Raw genomic sequence first — 18,536 nt, 5'->3', positions numbered from 1 at the left:
ACGCGTGAAAGGATTAGTAAGTGCTTTGGGTATCTTGCGTACCGCTAATAATTGCAATGCCCGCACTTGCACCAATGCGTGTTGCACCTGCTTTAATCATTGCAAGTGCTGTTTCAGTATCACGCACGCCGCCTGATGCTTTAACACCAATATTGCCGACCGTTTGTTTCATCAATGCAACATCTTCTACAGTCGCCCCGCCTTTATTGAAGCCTGTTGATGTTTTAACAAAAGCCACGCCGATTTCTTTACAAATTTCGCAGGCTTTCACTATTTCATCTTTAGTGAGCAAACAAGTTTCTAAAATCACTTTTAATAGCGTGCCATTACAAGCATTAAACACCGCTTGAATATCTTGTTTTACGGCATCCCATTTTTGCGATTTTATCCAACCTACATTAATCACCATATCAATCTCATTTGCCCCCGCTTTAATAGATTCTTGCGTTTCAAATGCTTTTACAGAGGTTAAATTGGCACCCAAAGGGAAGCCGACTACGGTACAAATTTTTACATTTGATCCAGAAAGTTTTCCTTTAGCGAGTGGAATATAACCAGAATTGATACATACAGAATAAAATCCGTGTTCAATCGCTTCATTACAGAGTGTCAAAATATCTTGTTCATTTTTTTCTGCGGTAAGTGCGGTGTGATCGATATATTGAGCAAGTTGATTCGGTGTCATGATTTTCCTCCTTTATTTATGTTTTACCTATTGTAGCAAAAATCCCTTGTTTTTGACTGTGCTTTTATGCTTGATTACAATCATCTCAATTCGATAAGGAATAAAGAAAATGAAGATTAAAAAACTACTTAAGAATGGATTATCCCTCTTTTTAACTTTTATTGTGATGAGTAGCATACTGGATTTTGTTCGTCGCCCTGTTGTACCAGAGGAAATAAATAAAATCACGTTACAAGATCTTCAAGGGAATACGTTCTCTCTTGAAAGTCTTGATCAAAATAAAGCGACGCTGCTTTATTTTTGGGGAACTTGGTGTGGTTATTGTCGCTATACTTCGCCGGCAATTAATTCTTTAGCAAAAGAAGGTTATCAAGTTGTATCGGTGGCGTTACGCTCAGGCAATGAGACGGACGTAAATGATTATTTAAGTAAAAATGACTACCACTTCACTACAGTGAATGATCCGAAAGGTGAGTTTGCAGAACGATGGCAAATTAATGTGACGCCCACAATTGTGCTGTTGAGTAAAGGCAAAATGGATCTTGTTACGACAGGCCTCACGAGTTATTGGGGATTAAAAGTGCGGTTGTTTTTCACAGAGTTTTTTGGCTAAGCGGTAGAAAATCTATTACAATACGCAGACTTATTTTAAAGAGGGCAGAATTATGATTATCGTAACAGGTGGCGCAGGTTTTATTGGCAGCAATATTGTCAAAGCATTAAATGATTTAGGGTGCAAAGATATTTTAGTGGTAGATAACTTAAAAGATGGCACGAAATTCGCAAATTTAGTTGATTTAGATATTGCAGATTATTGCGATAAAGAAGATTTCATTGCTTCTATTATCGCGGGCGACGAATTTGGCGATATTGATGCAGTATTCCACGAGGGGGCATGTTCTGCGACTACGGAATGGGATGGCAAATACATTATGCACAACAACTACGAATATTCTAAAGAGTTGTTGCATTATTGCCTTGACCGCGAAATTCCTTTCTTCTATGCCTCAAGTGCGGCAACTTATGGTGATACCAAAGTATTCCGTGAAGAACGTGAATTTGAAGGCCCGTTAAATGTTTATGGCTATTCTAAATTCTTGTTCGACCAATATGTGCGCAACATTTTGCCTGAAGCAAAATCGCCAGTATGTGGTTTCCGTTATTTTAATGTTTACGGGCCGCGTGAAAATCATAAAGGTTCTATGGCGAGTGTAGCATTCCACTTGAATAACCAAATCTTAAAAGGCGAAAATCCAAAATTATTTGCAGGCAGCGAACACTTCCGCCGTGATTTTGTTTATGTAGGCGATGTGGCTGCAGTGAATATTTGGTGTTGGCAAAATGGTATTTCGGGTATTTATAACCTTGGTACAGGAAATGCAGAAAGTTTCCGTGCGGTGGCTGATGCGGTAGTGAAATTCCACGGTAAAGGCGAGATTGAAACCATTCCATTCCCAGAGCATTTGAAATCTCGTTATCAAGAATATACTCAAGCAGATTTGACTAAACTTCGCTCAACAGGCTACGATAAACCATTCAAAACAGTCGCGGAAGGCGTGGCTGAATATATGGCGTGGTTGAATAGAAAATAAACCGTAGGTTTGCCTACTTCCCATCAACAAAGTGCGGTTAAAAATCTCGGTATTTTTGACCGCACTTTTATCTGAAAGACAGAAAATGAATATTCTAATTATTGGCCCTTCTTGGGTTGGCGATATGATGATGTCGCATAGCTTGTACCAGCAACTGAAAATTCAATATCCAAACTGCAATATTGATGTGATGGCACCGAATTGGTGTAAGCCTTTGCTTGCGCGTATGCCAGAGGTGCGTAAGGCGATTGAAATGCCATTAGGGCACGGGGCCTTTGAATTGGGAACTCGTTATCGTTTAGGAAAGTCTTTGCGTGAACAATATGATATGGCGATTGTTTTGCCTAATTCATTGAAATCTGCGTTTATTCCTTTCTTTGCAAAAATTGTTCATCGTCGTGGTTGGAAAGGCGAAAGCCGTTATATTTTATTGAATGATTTACGAGCCAATAAAAAAGATTATCCAATGATGGTGCAGCGTTATGTTGCATTGGCTTTTGAAAAAGATGCTGTACCAAAAGCTGATGATATTCCTGTCTTGAAACCCTATTTGACGGTTGAGCCAGCACAACAAGCTGAAACCTTAAAAAAATTTGAAAAACAAACCGCACTTTTAGGCGAACGTCCAATTATTGGTTTTTGTCCTGGTGCAGAATTTGGCCCAGCAAAACGTTGGCCGCATTATCATTATGCTAAATTGGCAGAAATGCTCATTGAAAAAGGCTATGCGATAGAATTATTTGGTTCACCAAAAGATGTGGAAGCAGGAGAGCAAATTCGCAATGCGTTGCCAGCAGAACAGCAACCATTCTGTTTGAATTTGGCCGGACAAACTAATTTGAATCAAGCCGTGGATTTAATCGCTAATTGCACAGCAGTGGTAAGCAATGACAGCGGCTTAATGCATATTGCCGCTGCGACAGATCGTCCATTGGTTGCACTTTATGGTCCAACGAGCCCAACTTATACGCCACCATTATCAGATAAAGCCGTGATTATTCGTTTAATTGAAGGCGATTTAATTAAGATGCGTAAAAGTACAGATAGCTCGGAAGGGTATCATCAAAGTTTGATTGATATTAAACCTGAAAAAGTGGCAGAAAAACTGACCGCACTTTTAGATGTTTAAGAAAGAGAGAATATAAAATGGAAATAACCTATCAACCCGTATTAGATAAAAATGAAGCTAAAGCAGCCCGTAAAATTAGTCGTGATATTTATAAACATAATAAATTTCGCAAGATGATGAGTATTGGCGATTTCTTATTATATTTATTCTTCTTGCTGCCAAGTATTTTTCTTGCTTTTGAACTGATGGATTGGGGAGAGTATTTGTATGATTGCTATGAAAATATCTTAGCCAATTATGCAGGACATATATTATTGCTCATCTCAGTATGTTGTTTTTTCTATGCAGTTTTGCTACGACCTTATTTAAATACCAAAGCTTTTCAAAGCCAAGTATATGGGGAAGTTAATAAGAAAAAAAGAACCATACGAATTCAAGAAGATGGTTTATATTATGAAATAGCTCTCTGCCAAACTTTATATAATTATCGGTACATTCATCATATTGAAAATCATTATGGTTACTTAATGATTCGAGTTGATACGGGCTTGTTTTTCTTAATTCCTCATTCAGCTTTTCAAGATGATGCTCATCGAGAAGCATTTGAAGCCGCTTTACGAGAAAAAATAAAAGCTTACCAAGCAGAGCCTTTAAGTAAATAGAAAAGGCCTAACAGGATATGTTAATGATATGAACCCTCTACGCATACATTTACAATTAATTGGAATGGTGATTTTATGGGGAGCCTCTTGGCCTTGGGGACGAGTGGTTGCCCAAGCTATGCCGACATTTATTGCCTCAAGCATGCGCTTTTTTTTTCGCCATTATTCCACTCATTATTTGGCTATATGCGGCGAATCGTTTCAAATATGCTAAACAACTGCGACCTAATCAATGGGTGGGGTTATTGTTAACGGCTTTGCTTGGGATCTTTGGTTATTCGACTTTCTTTATTTGGGGTTTGAAATATGTTCCAGCAGGGCAAGGAACGATGGTCGTTGCCTCTAATCCCGTCTTTACGATGTTTTTTGCTATTTTATTATTTAAAGAAAAATGGAATCGCTGGGTTGTATTAGGGATGATTATTGCCATTAGCGGTTCTTTATTAGCCATGACAAAAGGGAATCCAACTAACCTCTTACAAAATTTTGGATTCGGTCAAATATTATTGCTTTGTGCTTTAGTTTGCTGGGTTGCTTATACTTTATTGGCTCGTAAAGTATTAATCGGAATTGATTCTCTCACCGCTACCACGATTTCTTCTACTTTTGGTTTTTTCATGCTGACGTTGGCAGCATTATGGACGGAAAGTGCAGAAGATTGGGCAACCGTATTTCAATTAAATGGATCGCAATGGTTTAGTTTACTTGGTCTTGCATTTGGTGCAACGGTATTGGCTTATGCATGGTATTTTGATGGCGTGAAACACTTAGGGGCGGGCAATGCCTCGGCCTATATTATTCTTGTGCCGATTTTAGGCATTTTATTTTCAGCCGTTTGGTTGAATGAACAAGTGGATTTCTCCTTAATTATTGGAGGCATTTTAGCCGTATCTGGGCTTGGAATTATGCATTGGGGAAGAAGGTTAATTAAATGAAAGTATGTGTGATTAAGACTTCCTCTATGGGGGATGTTATCCACACTTTGCCCAGCTTGAATGATGCACAGCGTGCTATTCCTAATCTCTCTATTGATTGGGTGGTGGAAGAAAACTTTGCAGAAATTCCACGTTGGCATTCCGCCGTAAATCGAGTGATTCCTATTGCTTTGCGCCGTTGGCGTAAATCGCCTTTTTCCATTCAAACAAGAAATGAGTGGAAAAATTACCGCACTTTGTTGCAGCCTGAAAACTATGATGCGGTAATTGATGCACAAGGGCTCATTAAAAGTGCTTTATTTGCAACTCGTTTTGCTCAAGGTGTGAAACATGGCTATGATCGTCAAAGTATTCGAGAGCCGTTAGCGTCTTTTTTCTACGATAAAAAATATGCCATTTCTTATCAACAGCATGCGGTGGAAAGAATTCGTCAGCTTTTTGCCCAGAGTTTAGGTTATGAATTACCTCAAGTTCAGGGCGATTATGGTATTGCTCGCCATTTTCTTCATCAAACTTCAGAACAAAACTATGTGGTATTCATTCATTCTACAACTCGGGCAGATAAGCATTGGGAAGAATCAGAATGGCAAAAATTGATTGAAAAAATTACCGCACTTTCTGATTACGAAATTCGCTTGCCTTGGGGAAATGAACAAGAAAAAGCGCGAGCAGAGCGTTTGACTCAAGCTCATTCTAATGTGATCGTGTTGCCGAAGTTAACTTTAACTGAGCTTGCAAAACAGCTTGCAAATGCAAAGGCTGTCGTATCGGTAGATACAGGCTTGGCGCATTTAACAGCCGCTTTGGATAAGCCCAATATTACGCTTTATGGCGCAACGGATCCTAAATTGATTGGCTGTTATGGTAAAAATCAGTATTACTTATCGGCAAGTTCAATGAAAGAAATTTTAGCTGAACAAGTGTTATCACAATTGCTCCCTTTTATTTCATAAAAAATGCTCGCACTTGGCGAGCATTTTTATCTTTTATATTTTCTTAGTCTAAGGCTTTACCTTTTAATTCTGGGATTAAGAAAATTGTCGCTAACATATCAATTACGTAGATAATCGCAAGTAGGGCGATGGCAGTTTGGAAAGAGTAAGCGAGTACAACTGCGCCCACAACCACAGGTCCAAATCCCCCTACGGCACGACCAATATTGAAAAGTACGTTTTGTGCGGTTGCTCGAGCTTCTGTTGGATAGGCTTCTGCCATTAATGCACCGTAACCGCCCATCATTCCGTTCACAAACATACCTAAAAATGCCCCTGCAAGAAGCATGATGTCAGGATCGGTAAGTTGTGAGTAAACCACGATACTTATCACAGCGCCTAATTGGAAAAGTAAGAAACTTGGTTTGCGTCCGATTCGGTCGGCAAGTTGTCCGAAAATCCAAATGCCAGCCATCATGCCGCAGACGGTAACGGCTGTCCAAAGTCCAGATTTAGTTAAGCTGAAACCAAGTTGTTTTGATAAGAAATTAGGTAGCCAAATCATAATGCCGTAATAACCGAAGTTTTGTACGGAGGTGAGTACGACGATACCCAAGCTAATTTTGCTCGTGGCTTTGTCTTTAATCAGAAGCTGGAATGAACGTAATTTATCAGTAAAACTGGATTGAGTTGAAAGTGCGGTTTGTTTTTGAGTGAAAATTTCAGGTTCGTGCAGATGAGAACGTAAGAACCAAGCGACAAATGCAGGGAATATACCCACTAAGAACATTCCACGCCAGCCAATATGCGGGAGCAATAATGGGGTAAGTAATGCTGCACCTAACACACCAGCTTGCCAACCTAATGCAACATAAGATGCAGCTTTAGCTCTGTGGCGTGCAGGCCATGCTTCTGCTGCTAGAGCCATTCCAATTCCAAATTCACCGCCTAAGCCAATGCCAGCAATCGTGCGATAAATCAGTAAGTCCCAATAACCTTGTGCAAGCGCACATAACCCAGTAAATACCGCAAAAAGAAGAATGGTCCAAGTCAGTACGCGTACACGACCGTATTTATCGCTTAATGCGCCAAATAAAATACCGCCAAATACGGCACCAATAAGCGTCCATGTCACGAGAGAGCCACCTTGGGCTGGCGTTAGATTTAAGTCTGCGGAAATTGCGCTAAGCATGAAACCTAAAATGAGAAGATCGAAACCGTCCATTGCATAGCCGACGGCAGAGCCAATTAAGGCTTTCCAGCCATAACTGTTTACTTTGTTTGTCATGATGTGTCCTTTTGTTACTCGCGGGTAACATTTAAAGTGAAAAGAAATGTGATTAAAAATCGGTGGCTAGTTTACTGCATTGATGAAAAAATTCAATGAACAGAATACGAAAAGAAGAATAAAAAATTGATTTTGAATAAGAAGGAAAATAAGGGAATAAAATTAGGATGGCGGTGAGAAAGGGATTCGAACCCTTGATGCAGTTTCCCACATACACGCTTTCCAGGCGTGCTCCTTCAACCACTCGGACATCTCACCGTAAAAGGTGCGCAAACTATAAAGATTTGCTCTAGTTTAGTCAAGTTTTTTGCGTTAGAACATAAAAAACTTTTAAAAGTTTCGCTAGAATAACCGCACTTTATTTATCGTTTGTAGTTTTTTTATGCATATTAAAGCGTTATTTTATAAAAATGTTTTTTTAGCCGTAAAACCCTTTAGCGCGCTGAAAGATTCCTTTCGTTTTGGTTATTCGAAAAAATCGCTGATTCGCGACATTATTTCAGGCTTGACCGTGGGGGTGATTGCGATTCCGCTTTCCATGGCTTTGGCGATTGCGAGTGGTGTACCGCCACAACATGGTCTTTATACGGCAATTATTGCGGGTATCGTTATCGCGCTGACTGGTGGTTCTCGCTTTAATATATCTGGGCCTACAGCCGCTTTTGTTGTGATTCTGTACCCTGTTACTCAACAATTTGGGCTCAGTGGTCTTTTGATGGCAACGTTGCTTTCTGGGATGATTTTGGTGTTGATGGCGTTATTTCGCCTAGGGCGTTTAATTGAATATATTCCTTTGCCCGTCACCTTAGGTTTTACTTGTGGGATTGGCATTACTATTGGTACTTTGCAGATTAAGGATTTTTTGGGGCTTTCCATAGAAAAAATGCCTGCGCATTATCTTGAAAAAATCCAAACAATTTTTACCGCACTTCCTACGATAAATTGGGCTAATGCAGCGGTTGGTGTAGTAACACTATTAGTCCTGACTCAATGGCATAAATTGCGTTTGGCAGTGCCAGGGCACCTACCTGCTGTGATTATTGGGATGATTTTAGCTCTAACATTACAGCATTTTGGTTTTGAGGTGGCGACGATTGGATCTGCATTCCAATATACTTTGCCTGATGGTTCGATTGGTCATGGAATACCTAATGTATTGCCAGATTTTTCTCTACCGTGGAATATTTCTGATGCGCAAGGTCAATTAATTCATTGGGATTTTAATAGCTTACAAGCGTTATTACCTGCTGCTTTTTCAATGGCGGTATTGGGCGCAATCGAATCACTTCTTTGTGCAGTGATTTTAGATAATATGACAGATACTAAACATCATTCTAATAACGAGTTATTAGCACAAGGCTTGGGGAATATCATTTCTCCGTTTTTTGGTGGGATTACGGCAACAGCTGCGATTGCTCGTTCTGCGGCTAATGTGAAATCAGGGGCGGTATCGCCAATATCGAGTGTCGTGCACGCAATACTTGTTTTATTCGCTTTACTTTTGTTTTCGCAAGCCCTTTCTTATTTGCCTTTGTCATCTATGGCTGCTTTGTTGTTGGTGGTGGCGTGGAATATGGCAAGTGTGCACGATATTATTCATCTTGCTCGCCGTTCAGGCAAAAATGAAATGGCGGTGTTGCTGACTTGTCTTATTTTGACCGTATTGTTTGATATGGTGATTGCGATTAGTGTCGGAGTGTTGCTTGCGAGTCTCTTGTTTATTCGGACGATTGCTGAGATGACAAAAGCCATTGAACACAATGCGCCTGAAGATTTAGATGACGTTTTGGTTTACCGAATTAGCGGTCCACTTTTCTTTGCTGCTGCGGATAAATTATTTGCGGATTTGCATGATAGAACGGTTCATACCGATCACGAAATCCGACATATTGTGCTGCAATGTGATGCAGTAACAGTGCTTGATGCTGGTGGAATTCATGCGCTTACCCGATTTGTTCAACATATGTTGCCGCATCAACAACTTTACTTGTGCAATATGCAATTCCAGCCGTTGAGAATGTTAGTTAAATCTAATTCTTCGCCAGATATTCAAAAAATTAATTTTGCGGCAGATTTAAACGAAACTTTTCATAAAATTCGTGACTTTGAAAAAACTACCCAATAATGAAAACTAAAGCGTGCTAGAATAGTGCGCTTTTTTATTACATCGTTCGAAACCATATCAAGGAATAATTATGCGTCCAAATAATCGAGAAAATAATCAACCCCGCCAAATTAAAATTACCCGTAACTACACTAAGCATGCTGAAGGTTCTGTGCTTGTTGAATTTGGTGATACTAAAGTGCTTTGTACTGCAACCGTGGAAGATGCTGTTCCACGTTTCTTAAAAGGACAAGGGCAAGGCTGGGTCACGGCTGAATACGGAATGTTGCCACGTTCAACACATAGTCGTATGCAACGTGAGGCGGCTAAAGGTAAACAAGGCGGACGCACAATGGAAATTCAACGTTTAATTGCCCGCTCTTTGCGTGCAATGGTGGATCTTAAAGCACTGGGCGAACGTGCGATTACTTTAGATTGCGATGTTATTCAAGCAGATGGTGGTACTCGAACCGCTTCTATCACCGGTGCTGCTGTCGCATTATGTGATGCGATCAACGGTTTAATTGAGAATGGCACGTTAAAAACTAACCCAATTAAAGGTCTAGTTTCGGCGATTTCTGTGGGGATTGTTGATGGTCAAGCTGTTTGTGATTTGGAATATGTGGAAGATTCTGCAGCGGAAACTGATATGAATGTTGTGATGATAGAAGATGGTCGCATGATTGAGGTGCAAGGCACCGCAGAAGGTGAGCCATTTAGCCATGAAGAATTATTAACATTATTAGATTTAGCGAAACAAGGCTGTAATCAAATTTTCATCGCTCAACGCGAAGCGCTAGGCTTATAAACACAGTTTATAGGGGTTAAAAAATGGAACAATATAAACGCGATTTTATCGAATTTGCTTTAAGCCGAAATGTATTGAAATTCGGAGAGTTTACTTTGAAATCAGGGCGTAAAAGCCCGTATTTCTTCAATGCGGGTTTGTTTAATACGGGAGCAGATTTAGCGCGTTTAGGCGAGTTTTATGCTGCGGCAATTCAGGCAAGTGCGGTAGATTTTGATGTGGTTTTTGGCCCAGCTTACAAAGGTATTCCAATTGGCACTTCAGTTTCGGTGGCGCTATTTAATCGTTATGGTATTGATAAATCCGTGTGTTTTAATCGCAAAGAGGTGAAAGATCACGGAGAGGGCGGCAATTTAATTGGTAGCCCATTGCAAGGAAAAATTTTGCTTGTGGATGACGTAATTACGGCTGGCACTGCGATCCGTGAATCTATGGAATTAATCAGTGCAAATAAGGCAGAGCTTGCGGCGGTATTGATCGCTCTAAACCGTAAAGAACGAGGAAAAGGTGAGCTTTCAGCAATTCAAGAAGTAGAACGTGATTATCAATGCCAAGTGCTATCAATCATTGATTTAGATGATTTGATGCAATTTATCGAACAAGATCCTCGATACAGTAGCCATTTGCCAGAAATGCGTGCTTATCGTGCCGAATTTGGCGTATAAAACTTGAGAAATAAATTTTTGTCATCATTATAAATAACATTATAAAAATAACCGCACTTTGACTTAACAGGGGAAAGAATGGGATTTATTGGAAAAATTATAGGCGTATTTTTAGGTTGGAAAGTTGGTGGATTTTTTGGTGCGATTGCTGGGCTCATTTTAGGTTCCATTGCAGATAAAAAATTGTATGAGCTTGGCTCGGTAAGTTCCAGTTTCTTTAAAAAGAAAACAACGCGTCAAGACTTGTTTATGCAAACTACCTTTGCGGTGTTAGGGCATTTAAGTAAATCGAAAGGGCGTGTAACAGAAGAAGATATCCAATTAGCTAATCAATTAATGATTCAGCTTAAACTGGATGATGCGGGGCGTAAATTAGCGCAAGATGCGTTTCGTCGTGGTAAAGAATCTGATTTCCCAATTCGCCAGGTTATCCGTGAATTTCGCATTGGTTGTGGGCAACGTGCTGATTTATTGCGAATGTTCTTACAAGTGCAAGTTCAAGCGGCTTTTGCCGATTCAGAACTTCACGAAAATGAGAAAGAAGTGCTTTATGTAATTGCTGAAGAACTTGGTCTTTCTCGTATGCAATTTGAACAAATGATTGCAATGGAAATGGCTGCTAGAGCTTTTACTCAAGGCGGTTTTTATCACCAATATCAACAAGGTGCATATCAAGGTGGCTACCAATATCAGCAACAAAATAGTGGTGGTTACCAACATGCTTCTGGCCCAACTTTAAATGATGCCTATAAAGTATTGGGTGTGACAGAGTCAGATGAGCAAAACACGGTTAAGCGCGCTTATCGTCGTTTAATGAATGAACACCATCCAGATAAACTCGTGGCGAAAGGTTTACCGCCAGAAATGATGGAAATGGCAAAAGAAAAAACTCAACAGATTCAAGCTGCTTACGATTTAATTTGTAAAGCAAAAGGCTGGAAATAGTGCGTGTTATTCTTGCGCCTATGCAAGGGGTTCTAGATCCCTTTGTGCGTCAACTTCTCACGGAAGTGAATGACTACGATTTATGTATAACAGAATTTGTCCGCGTAGTTGATCAACTTCTTCCTGAAAAAGTATTTTATCGTTTATGCCCTGAATTAAAAAATCAGGGCTTTACTTCTTCTGGCACGCTTGTGCGAGTGCAGTTGCTAGGCCAGCATCCAGAATGCCTTGCTGAAAATGCTATTCGTGCGATAGAACTTGGTTCTCATGGTATTGATTTAAATTGTGGTTGCCCCTCTAAAACGGTGAATGGCAGCAATGGCGGTGCGGCATTATTGAAACAGCCTGAATTGATTTATCGTGCCACTCAAGCCTTACGCAGAGCCGTGCCAAGTGAATTCCCCGTTAGTGTAAAAGTGCGGTTAGGCTGGGATGATATTTCTCAAGCTTTTGAAATCGCTGATGCGGTGGAGCAAGGCGGCGCAACCGAAATTACAGTTCATGGACGCACAAAATCTGATGGTTATCGAGCTGATCGAATTAATTGGAAAAAAATTGGTAAAGTCCGAGAGCGTTTATCCATTCCTGTTATTGCTAACGGAGAAATTTGGCATTGGCAAGATGGTCAAGATTGCTTATCTCAAACAGGTTGTCAGGATTTAATGGTGGGACGAGGTGCATTGAATATTCCGAACTTAAGCCATGTTCTGAAATCAAATGCAGAAAAAATGCCTTGGTGCGAGATTCAAAAAATCTTGCAAAAATATGTTAATGTCGAAAATGAATATGACAGTGGTTTTTACCATGTGGCACGAATTAAACAATGGTTACGTTATTTGAATAAGGAATATGATGAAGCGAACCAAGTGTTTGATAAGATTAAGACTTGCCAAACTGCTGAAGATTTGAAATTACGTTTAAATGATAAATAAAAAACCTGCTAATCAGCAGGTTTTCTTTTTCCAAATTATTTAAAAACTCACCGCACTTTTTAATTTTTTCAGTGCATTAGTTTCTAATTGACGAATACGTTCCGCAGATACATTATATTTTGCCGCTAAGTCGTGTAATGTGGCTTTGTTATCATCTAGCCAACGAGCTTTGATAATATCCTGACTACGCGCATCTAGACTTTGTAGCGCAGCACCTAATTGCTCGGTTGCTTGGCTTTCAAAGTTTTCATTTTCCAGCTCTGCAGCGAAATTAGAACTTTTATCTTCCAAATAAAGGGCGGGAGAATAGGTCTCTGTTTCTGCATCATCAGTGGGTAAATCAAAACCTACATCTGCACCGCTCATACGCGATTCCATTTCGATCACATCTTCTTTGGAAACACCTAGTTCGTTTGCTACGATATCAACTTCATTTTCATTAAACCAGCCTAAACGTTGTTTAGTTTTGCGTAGGTTGAAAAATAATTTACGTTGAGCTTTCGTGGTCGCGACTTTTACGATACGCCAGTTACGAAGAACATATTCGTGGATCTCAGCTTTAATCCAATGCACAGCGAATGACACCAAGCGTACACCAACTTCAGGGTTAAAACGTTTAACAGCTTTCATTAAGCCGATATTGCCTTCTTGGATTAAATCAGCTTGAGGCAAACCATAGCCAGAATAGCCACGTGCAACATGGATCACGAAACGAAGATGCGACAAAATGAGTTTTTTTGCTGCATCTAAATCCTCGTGATAATACAAGCGTTCTGCCAATTCCTTTTCTTCCTCTGCGGTCAGCATCGGATATTCATTTGCCGCACGAATATAACCTTCGATACTGCCTTGAGGAACTAACATCATTTGTGTTTCTTTATCCATCGTTTCCCTTCTTTATTTTGGCTTTTGCCAATCAATGAGCCTAGTTATAGCACAATAAGCTATCTTATTGAACCAATTTGTTAATAAGACAGGTTTTATCAATCAAAAGTTCAATTATTCTAAATAATTCTGATTAATTAGCAAAGTGGAATCAGGGTTAAATTAAGATTTTCATCGATGACTTTAAATAGTAAATCAATGTTCGGATGCTTGCCTGGATTCTCTTTTGCATCTTCGATGTGTTCTGCAAACCATTCAACGCCTTGTTGTGCGGAAGTGCGGTTTAATTTTCCGTTAAATTTTTCAGCCAATGCATTATAAAGGCGAAGCGAACCTAATTTACCTGGTATAGCTGGAATGTTGTGGATAATAGTTTCGCCATCTATCACATTTAAACCGGTTAAATGATCGATTGTGGGTAAGGTTTCTAAAATTTCTTTAAAGCTCATGATTTATTTCCTTAGTTTATAAAAATTATGCGATAGTTTGCTCGCTATTTACTTCGCCAGTTGCACCAATAAAGCGGACTTCAGGTTGTAAATATACACCAAATTTTTCTGCAACAGTTTGGCGAACGTGATGGGCGAGTTTGACTACGTCTTGTCCTGTTGCCCCGCTTTTGTTAATTAATACTAATGCTTGTTTTTCATGAACGGCTGCACCGCCCATTTGAAAACCTTTAAGATTGCATTGATCAATCAGCCAGCCTGCCGCTAATTTCACTGAGCCATCTGCTTGCGGAAAGTGCGGTAGATTTTCGTGATGTTTTTTAATTTCTTCAAAATGTTCCAAACTGACAACGGGATTTTTAAAAAAACTGCCCGCGTTACCAAATTCATTGGGATTAGGTAATTTGCTTTGACGGATATGACAGACTTCATCAAAAATTTGTTTAGCGGTGACAGTTTTTGGATCGAAGTCTACAAGCGAGCCATATTTTAGAATAGGCTGCCAATTTTTTGTGAGCTTTAATCCAACCGCAGTAATCACATAACCTTGTTGATAACGATGTTTGAAAATACTTTCACGATAACCAAATTCACATTGTTCTGTATCGAGTCGGAAGGTTTCATTCGTGTTTAAATTAAGTACATCCACATAATCGCACACATCTTTAAATTCAACGCCATAAGCACCGATATTTTGAATTGGTGCAGAGCCTGCACAGCCAGGAATCATAGCCAAATTTTCTAATCCATAAATACCATTGTTAATAGACCACTCCACCAATTCATGCCAATTTTCACCGCCATTCACATGCAGGTAGTGAAAATCAGAATCCTGTTGGTGGGTAATGCCCATTAAACGATTTAAAATCACCACACCATTAAAATCATCTAGAAATAGCATATTACTGCCTTGACCTAGAAAAAGTGCGGGTAAATTTTCCGCTTTTGAATGAACCCATGCTTGTTGTAGTTGTTCAATGCTATGCGCTTGGATAATTTCACGAGCATTAGCATGAATATGGAAAGTGTGAAAAGGTTGTAAATTTTGCATTTAAAATACCATTGTAGGGTGCATAAAAAATTTATCTTTTATACCAGTTGCTATGAATAATTATATCCACCGTAATTAACATAAAGCGTGTGGAAGCGTGATTTTCACCTGTGTACCGCCTTGTTCGCGACGAATAATGTTAAATTCTGCATTAAGTTGACGACTACGTTCAGTCATAATATTTAATCCATAATGACCTTCAGGCTCTTCAAGGTCTTGAATACCGATACCATTATCTTCAACTAAAATTTCGTATTCGCCTTCTGTATTAATTTTGGCGCTAATTTCAATTACTGTGCCTTGAGAATGTTTGATCGCATTGGTGGTGGCTTCACGTACAATTTGTAGCACATGAACCAGTTGTTGTGGATTCAAACTTTGTGATGGCAATTGGCAATTAACGTTCATTTGCATCGTTGTTTGTGAACGCAATGAGTCAATCACTTGTTCTAGCGCAAGCTGTAAATTAGCTTCTTGTATAGTTAAACGGAAAGTGGCTAAAAGCTCGCGTAATTGTGCATATCCACTCGAAAGAGCCTGTTCAAAATCACGAATAATGACCAAACTTTGTTCTTTGGATGAATCGCCTTCTCTTTTTAAGTTATGTTTAAGTAATGTAAGTTGGATCTGTAAAAACGATAGCACTTGAGCCAATGAGTCATGCAATTCTCGTGCGATAATTGACCGCTCTTCCATCAATAAGAGCTGTTCTTGTTGGCGTAAACTTTTTTGGAAATAAAGGGCTCGTGCAAGCATTTGAGCAAGGTTTTGCATCATTCTCGGATCGGGACAAGGTAATCCTGCTTGCCAAGAGAGTGCACCGAATTCTTCGTTATCGACAGAAAGTGTCTCAGTTTGCAACGAGCAGTCTAAATCTTGAGTACCAAAAGCAATATCCCAATGCTCTGCACCCATAACTTCAACTTTGATATATTTCAAATTCTCACTGACTAGAATGTGATCGAGCACTTGGCTTAATACTTTATCGTTGAGCGTGTTGGCATTAAGAATTTGAGAACTTTGATAAAGTGTCGTCAAAGAGCGGTTGGTTTGGCGTAACTTTTGTGTTTTTTCGTTTACTGTTTCTTCCAAACGTGAATAAAGCTGCCCAAGCTCCGTGGACATTTGTGTGAAGATACGCGCCAATGTACCGAGCTCATTTTGTTTCGTTGTATCAAGAGGAATGTGATTGAATTGACGCATTTGCACTTGCATACTGGCTTTCGTCATTAAGTGCAGTGGTTTTACGACTTCCCGCTGTGTGTACCAAATCACATAAGACACCATGACTAAAATTAACAACATCGCGAAAAAGAGCACCGATACACCCAGAATCCATTTTTGTTCACTGAAACGTTGTAGCTCAAACACAAAATAATCAACATCTGCTACATAGTCAGTGAGCTGATTACTATAGTTTTTTACATCGTGTTGGCGGGCATATTTTTCCATGTTCGTCCAACGTTGCAAAATGTTTTGATAGGAATGTTTTAATACATTCGGTGTGAAAAATTGATTTTGAACTTCCAATAAAGCAGATGAATGAAGGCTTATATGATAACGACGTAAGTTCGTTTCCAAGCTTTCTGGTTGTTCTTGCATTTCATAGAGCAGGCGATAACTTTGCATCCGCAAAGAACCTGAAATATTAATGGCTTCTGCGTCGTATTTATTACTGCTCATAATGGCCAAACTTAGTGAGCTAATCACGCCAGCAACGATGAGAATGATGAATAAATATTTAGCAATACGAGTGGAAACTGAACGTTTAGTATGCACAGGAAACTCCAGTGGAAATTTAGAAAAGTGCGGTGAATTTTTTATTTCTTTTTAAATTTAGCCCAAACTTTATCTTCTTGACCGCGCCATAAACGTTGAACATTATCGTGATGACGATAAATTAATAGGCAACACACCAGTGCAACGGGAAAAGTAAATTCAGGTTTAAACCACCATACATAAAAAGGCACGAGTAAAGCAGAAATAACCGCACTTAATGAAGAATAACCGCTGATAAGAAAAACGAAGACCCAGGTGCCTAATGTAGAACCGGCTACAGCCCAAGAAATTGGTGCAATCGCACCGAAAGCGGTTGCGACGCCTTTGCCGCCTTTGAATTGGAAGAAAATGGGGAAAATGTGTCCCAAGCAAGCACCAAGTGCGACCATGCCTAATTCAAACTGTGTGAGTCCTAAATAGTAACCAACCCATACTGGCGTCATGCCTTTTAAAATATCAATAATCAGTACGGTAAGAGCAGACCAACGGCCTCCGATACGAAGTACATTTGTTGCCCCTGGATTGTTTGATCCATTTTGACGAGGATCCGGTAAGCCAGCAATGCGACAAATTAGAATAGCACTGGAAATAGAGCCTAAAAGATAGGCACAAAGCATATAAAAAAGGGCAAAAAGGCTCATTTTGTACTCCAGCAAGAAAAATTATTCGTTATTCTACCCAAAGTTGATAGCATACGCCTACAATAATTTTAGAGGAAATCTTATGGATCGTGTTTTTATTGAAGAATTGACTGTTTTTGCTCAAATTGGCGTATATGATTGGGAACAGCAAATTAAGCAAAAACTTGTGTTTGATTTGGAAATGGCTTGGGATTGTAAACAAGCGGGGGAAACGGATGATGTTGCATATTGTTTGAATTATGCTGAAGTGAGCCAAGTGATTATTGATTATGTGGAAAGCAAACCTTTCTTGCTGATTGAACGAGTGGCTTATGAAGTGGCAGATTTGCTTGAATCACGTTATCAACTTCAAGGATTAAAAATTAAACTGAGTAAACCGAAAGCTGTCGCGCAAGCTCGAAATGTTGGCGTATTGATTGTACGTGGATGTTTAAAATAATGTGAAATTTTCGTAAAAACTTGTCGGCTTTTTAAACGAAATTGACTAAAATAGTCATGAGTTTTTACTGCAATAAAGGAGATTGCAATGAGTATGAAAACCTTATTAGCACTAGCGGTTAGTGCGGTATGTTCAGTTGGTGTTGCGCAAGCACATGAGCATAATCATGATCACAATATGGCACCAAAAGGTGCTTCTATTGAAGTGAAAGTGCAACAACTTGATCCAGTAAACGGTAACAAAGATGTGGGTACTGTTACGATTACTGAATCTAACTATGGTCTTGTGTTTACCCCTAATTTACAAGGATTAAGCGAAGGCTTACATGGTTTCCACATCCATGAAAACCCAAGCTGTGAGCCAAAAGAAAAAGAGGGTAAATTGACAGCTGGTTTAGGCGCTGGTGGTCACTGGGATCCTAAAGGTGCAAAACAACATGGTTACCCATGGCAAGATGACGCACACTTAGGTGATTTACCGGCATTAACTGTATTACATGATGGCACAGCAACAAACCCTGTTTTAGCACCACGTCTTAAACATTTAGATGATGTTCGCGGTCACTCTATTATGATCCACGCTGGTGGTGATAATCACTCCGATCATCCAGCTCCACTTGGCGGTGGCGGCCTACGTATGGCATGTGGCGTGATTAAATAATTCGATTGTTCGAAA

19 protein-coding genes, 1 tRNA gene and 1 pseudogene are annotated in these 18,536 nt (G+C 39.6%); 13 read left to right on the top strand and 8 right to left on the bottom strand.

Features of this window, described 5'->3' with window-relative positions:
* Positions 1 to 13 precede the first annotated feature (13 nt).
* The gene (deoC, locus tag DV424_RS02440) at positions 14 to 685 is read right to left on the bottom strand and encodes a deoxyribose-phosphate aldolase (protein WP_118858952.1); all 672 of its coding nucleotides are present in this window, start codon (positions 683 to 685) and stop codon (positions 14 to 16) included.
* Between the two features lie 109 nt (positions 686 to 794).
* Between deoC and DV424_RS02435 the strand changes: the two genes are divergently transcribed.
* The 6 genes and pseudogenes from DV424_RS02435 (at position 795) to rfaC (ending at position 5,896) form a co-directional block, all read left to right on the top strand.
* Positions 795 to 1,298, top strand: a complete 504-nt coding sequence (locus DV424_RS02435) for a protein disulfide oxidoreductase (protein ID WP_118858951.1) — start codon at positions 795 to 797, stop codon at positions 1,296 to 1,298.
* A 52-nt stretch (positions 1,299 to 1,350) separates the two neighbouring features.
* Positions 1,351 to 2,277 (top strand): ADP-glyceromanno-heptose 6-epimerase, encoded by a 927-nt coding sequence (gene rfaD / locus DV424_RS02430; RefSeq protein ID WP_118858950.1) that lies wholly within the window; start codon positions 1,351 to 1,353, stop codon positions 2,275 to 2,277.
* Positions 2,278 to 2,362: 85 nt separating this feature from the next.
* Complete coding sequence (waaF, locus tag DV424_RS02425) at positions 2,363 to 3,406, top strand: lipopolysaccharide heptosyltransferase II (RefSeq protein ID WP_053465839.1); 1,044 nt, start codon at positions 2,363 to 2,365, stop codon at positions 3,404 to 3,406.
* A 17-nt stretch (positions 3,407 to 3,423) separates the two neighbouring features.
* Positions 3,424 to 4,008 (top strand): YcxB family protein, encoded by a 585-nt coding sequence (locus DV424_RS02420; protein WP_053465840.1) that lies wholly within the window; start codon positions 3,424 to 3,426, stop codon positions 4,006 to 4,008.
* Between the two features lie 28 nt (positions 4,009 to 4,036).
* Positions 4,037 to 4,943, top strand: a pseudogene (locus DV424_RS02415) (DMT family transporter).
* Positions 4,940 to 5,896 (top strand): lipopolysaccharide heptosyltransferase RfaC, encoded by a 957-nt coding sequence (gene rfaC, locus DV424_RS02410; RefSeq protein ID WP_118858949.1) that lies wholly within the window; start codon positions 4,940 to 4,942, stop codon positions 5,894 to 5,896. The pseudogene DV424_RS02415 and the gene rfaC overlap by 4 nt, the downstream one beginning before the upstream one ends.
* A 43-nt stretch (positions 5,897 to 5,939) precedes the next feature.
* Here the strand turns inward: rfaC and DV424_RS02405 are convergent, their stop codons facing one another.
* Both DV424_RS02405 and DV424_RS02400 read right to left on the bottom strand, forming a co-directional pair.
* Positions 5,940 to 7,163, bottom strand: coding sequence for an MFS transporter (locus tag DV424_RS02405; RefSeq protein ID WP_118796120.1), 1,224 nt, complete (start codon positions 7,161 to 7,163; stop codon positions 5,940 to 5,942).
* Between the two features lie 168 nt (positions 7,164 to 7,331).
* Positions 7,332 to 7,421, bottom strand: a tRNA-Ser gene (locus DV424_RS02400).
* A gap of 124 nt (positions 7,422 to 7,545) precedes the next feature.
* On the opposite strand from DV424_RS02400, the gene dauA reads away from it, so the two are divergent.
* The 5 genes from dauA to dusC all read left to right on the top strand — a co-directional run bounded on the left by dauA (position 7,546) and on the right by dusC (position 12,617).
* On the top strand, positions 7,546 to 9,288 hold the full coding sequence (gene dauA, locus DV424_RS02395; protein WP_118858948.1) for a C4-dicarboxylic acid transporter DauA: 1,743 nt from the start codon (positions 7,546 to 7,548) through the stop codon (positions 9,286 to 9,288).
* 70 nt (positions 9,289 to 9,358) lie between these two features.
* Entirely contained in the window at positions 9,359 to 10,075 is a 717-nt protein-coding gene (gene rph, locus DV424_RS02390; protein WP_118858947.1) for a ribonuclease PH, read from the top strand.
* A gap of 23 nt (positions 10,076 to 10,098) precedes the next feature.
* Entirely contained in the window at positions 10,099 to 10,740 is a 642-nt protein-coding gene (gene pyrE / locus DV424_RS02385; protein ID WP_118858946.1) for an orotate phosphoribosyltransferase, read from the top strand.
* Positions 10,741 to 10,818: 78 nt separating this feature from the next.
* A complete protein-coding gene (djlA, locus tag DV424_RS02380; RefSeq protein WP_118790391.1) occupies positions 10,819 to 11,685 on the top strand; it encodes a co-chaperone DjlA in 867 nt (288 codons plus the stop codon).
* On the top strand, positions 11,685 to 12,617 hold the full coding sequence (dusC, locus tag DV424_RS02375) for a tRNA dihydrouridine(16) synthase DusC (protein WP_118858945.1): 933 nt from the start codon (positions 11,685 to 11,687) through the stop codon (positions 12,615 to 12,617). The genes djlA and dusC overlap by 1 nt, the downstream gene beginning before the upstream one ends.
* A gap of 39 nt (positions 12,618 to 12,656) precedes the next feature.
* Here the strand turns inward: dusC and rpoH are convergent, their stop codons facing one another.
* From rpoH to plsY, 5 genes are all read right to left on the bottom strand, one after another.
* Positions 12,657 to 13,502 (bottom strand): RNA polymerase sigma factor RpoH, encoded by an 846-nt coding sequence (gene rpoH / locus DV424_RS02370; RefSeq protein ID WP_005626842.1) that lies wholly within the window; start codon positions 13,500 to 13,502, stop codon positions 12,657 to 12,659.
* Positions 13,503 to 13,639: 137 nt separating this feature from the next.
* Positions 13,640 to 13,951: a DUF2322 family protein gene (locus tag DV424_RS02365; protein ID WP_118858944.1), complete on the bottom strand. Its 312-nt coding sequence runs from the start codon at positions 13,949 to 13,951 to the stop codon at positions 13,640 to 13,642.
* 25 nt (positions 13,952 to 13,976) lie between these two features.
* The gene (murB, locus tag DV424_RS02360) at positions 13,977 to 15,002 is read right to left on the bottom strand and encodes a UDP-N-acetylmuramate dehydrogenase (protein WP_118858943.1); all 1,026 of its coding nucleotides are present in this window, start codon (positions 15,000 to 15,002) and stop codon (positions 13,977 to 13,979) included.
* 75 nt (positions 15,003 to 15,077) lie between these two features.
* Positions 15,078 to 16,781, bottom strand: a complete 1,704-nt coding sequence (gene narQ / locus DV424_RS02355) for a nitrate/nitrite two-component system sensor histidine kinase NarQ (protein WP_118858942.1) — start codon at positions 16,779 to 16,781, stop codon at positions 15,078 to 15,080.
* Between the two features lie 41 nt (positions 16,782 to 16,822).
* Positions 16,823 to 17,422, bottom strand: a complete 600-nt coding sequence (gene plsY / locus DV424_RS02350) for a glycerol-3-phosphate 1-O-acyltransferase PlsY (protein ID WP_118858941.1) — start codon at positions 17,420 to 17,422, stop codon at positions 16,823 to 16,825.
* 82 nt (positions 17,423 to 17,504) lie between these two features.
* Between plsY and folB the strand changes: the two genes are divergently transcribed.
* The gene (gene folB, locus DV424_RS02345) at positions 17,505 to 17,861 is read left to right on the top strand and encodes a dihydroneopterin aldolase (RefSeq protein ID WP_118858940.1); all 357 of its coding nucleotides are present in this window, start codon (positions 17,505 to 17,507) and stop codon (positions 17,859 to 17,861) included.
* An 87-nt stretch (positions 17,862 to 17,948) separates the two neighbouring features.
* Positions 17,949 to 18,521, top strand: a complete 573-nt coding sequence (sodC, locus tag DV424_RS02340) for a superoxide dismutase family protein (protein ID WP_118858939.1) — start codon at positions 17,949 to 17,951, stop codon at positions 18,519 to 18,521.
* Positions 18,522 to 18,536 lie beyond the last annotated feature (15 nt).

Source organism: Haemophilus haemolyticus (assembly GCF_003493605.1).
GTDB lineage: Bacteria > Pseudomonadota > Gammaproteobacteria > Enterobacterales > Pasteurellaceae > Haemophilus > Haemophilus haemolyticus_J.
This window is presented reverse-complemented; position numbering and strand designations above follow the sequence as displayed.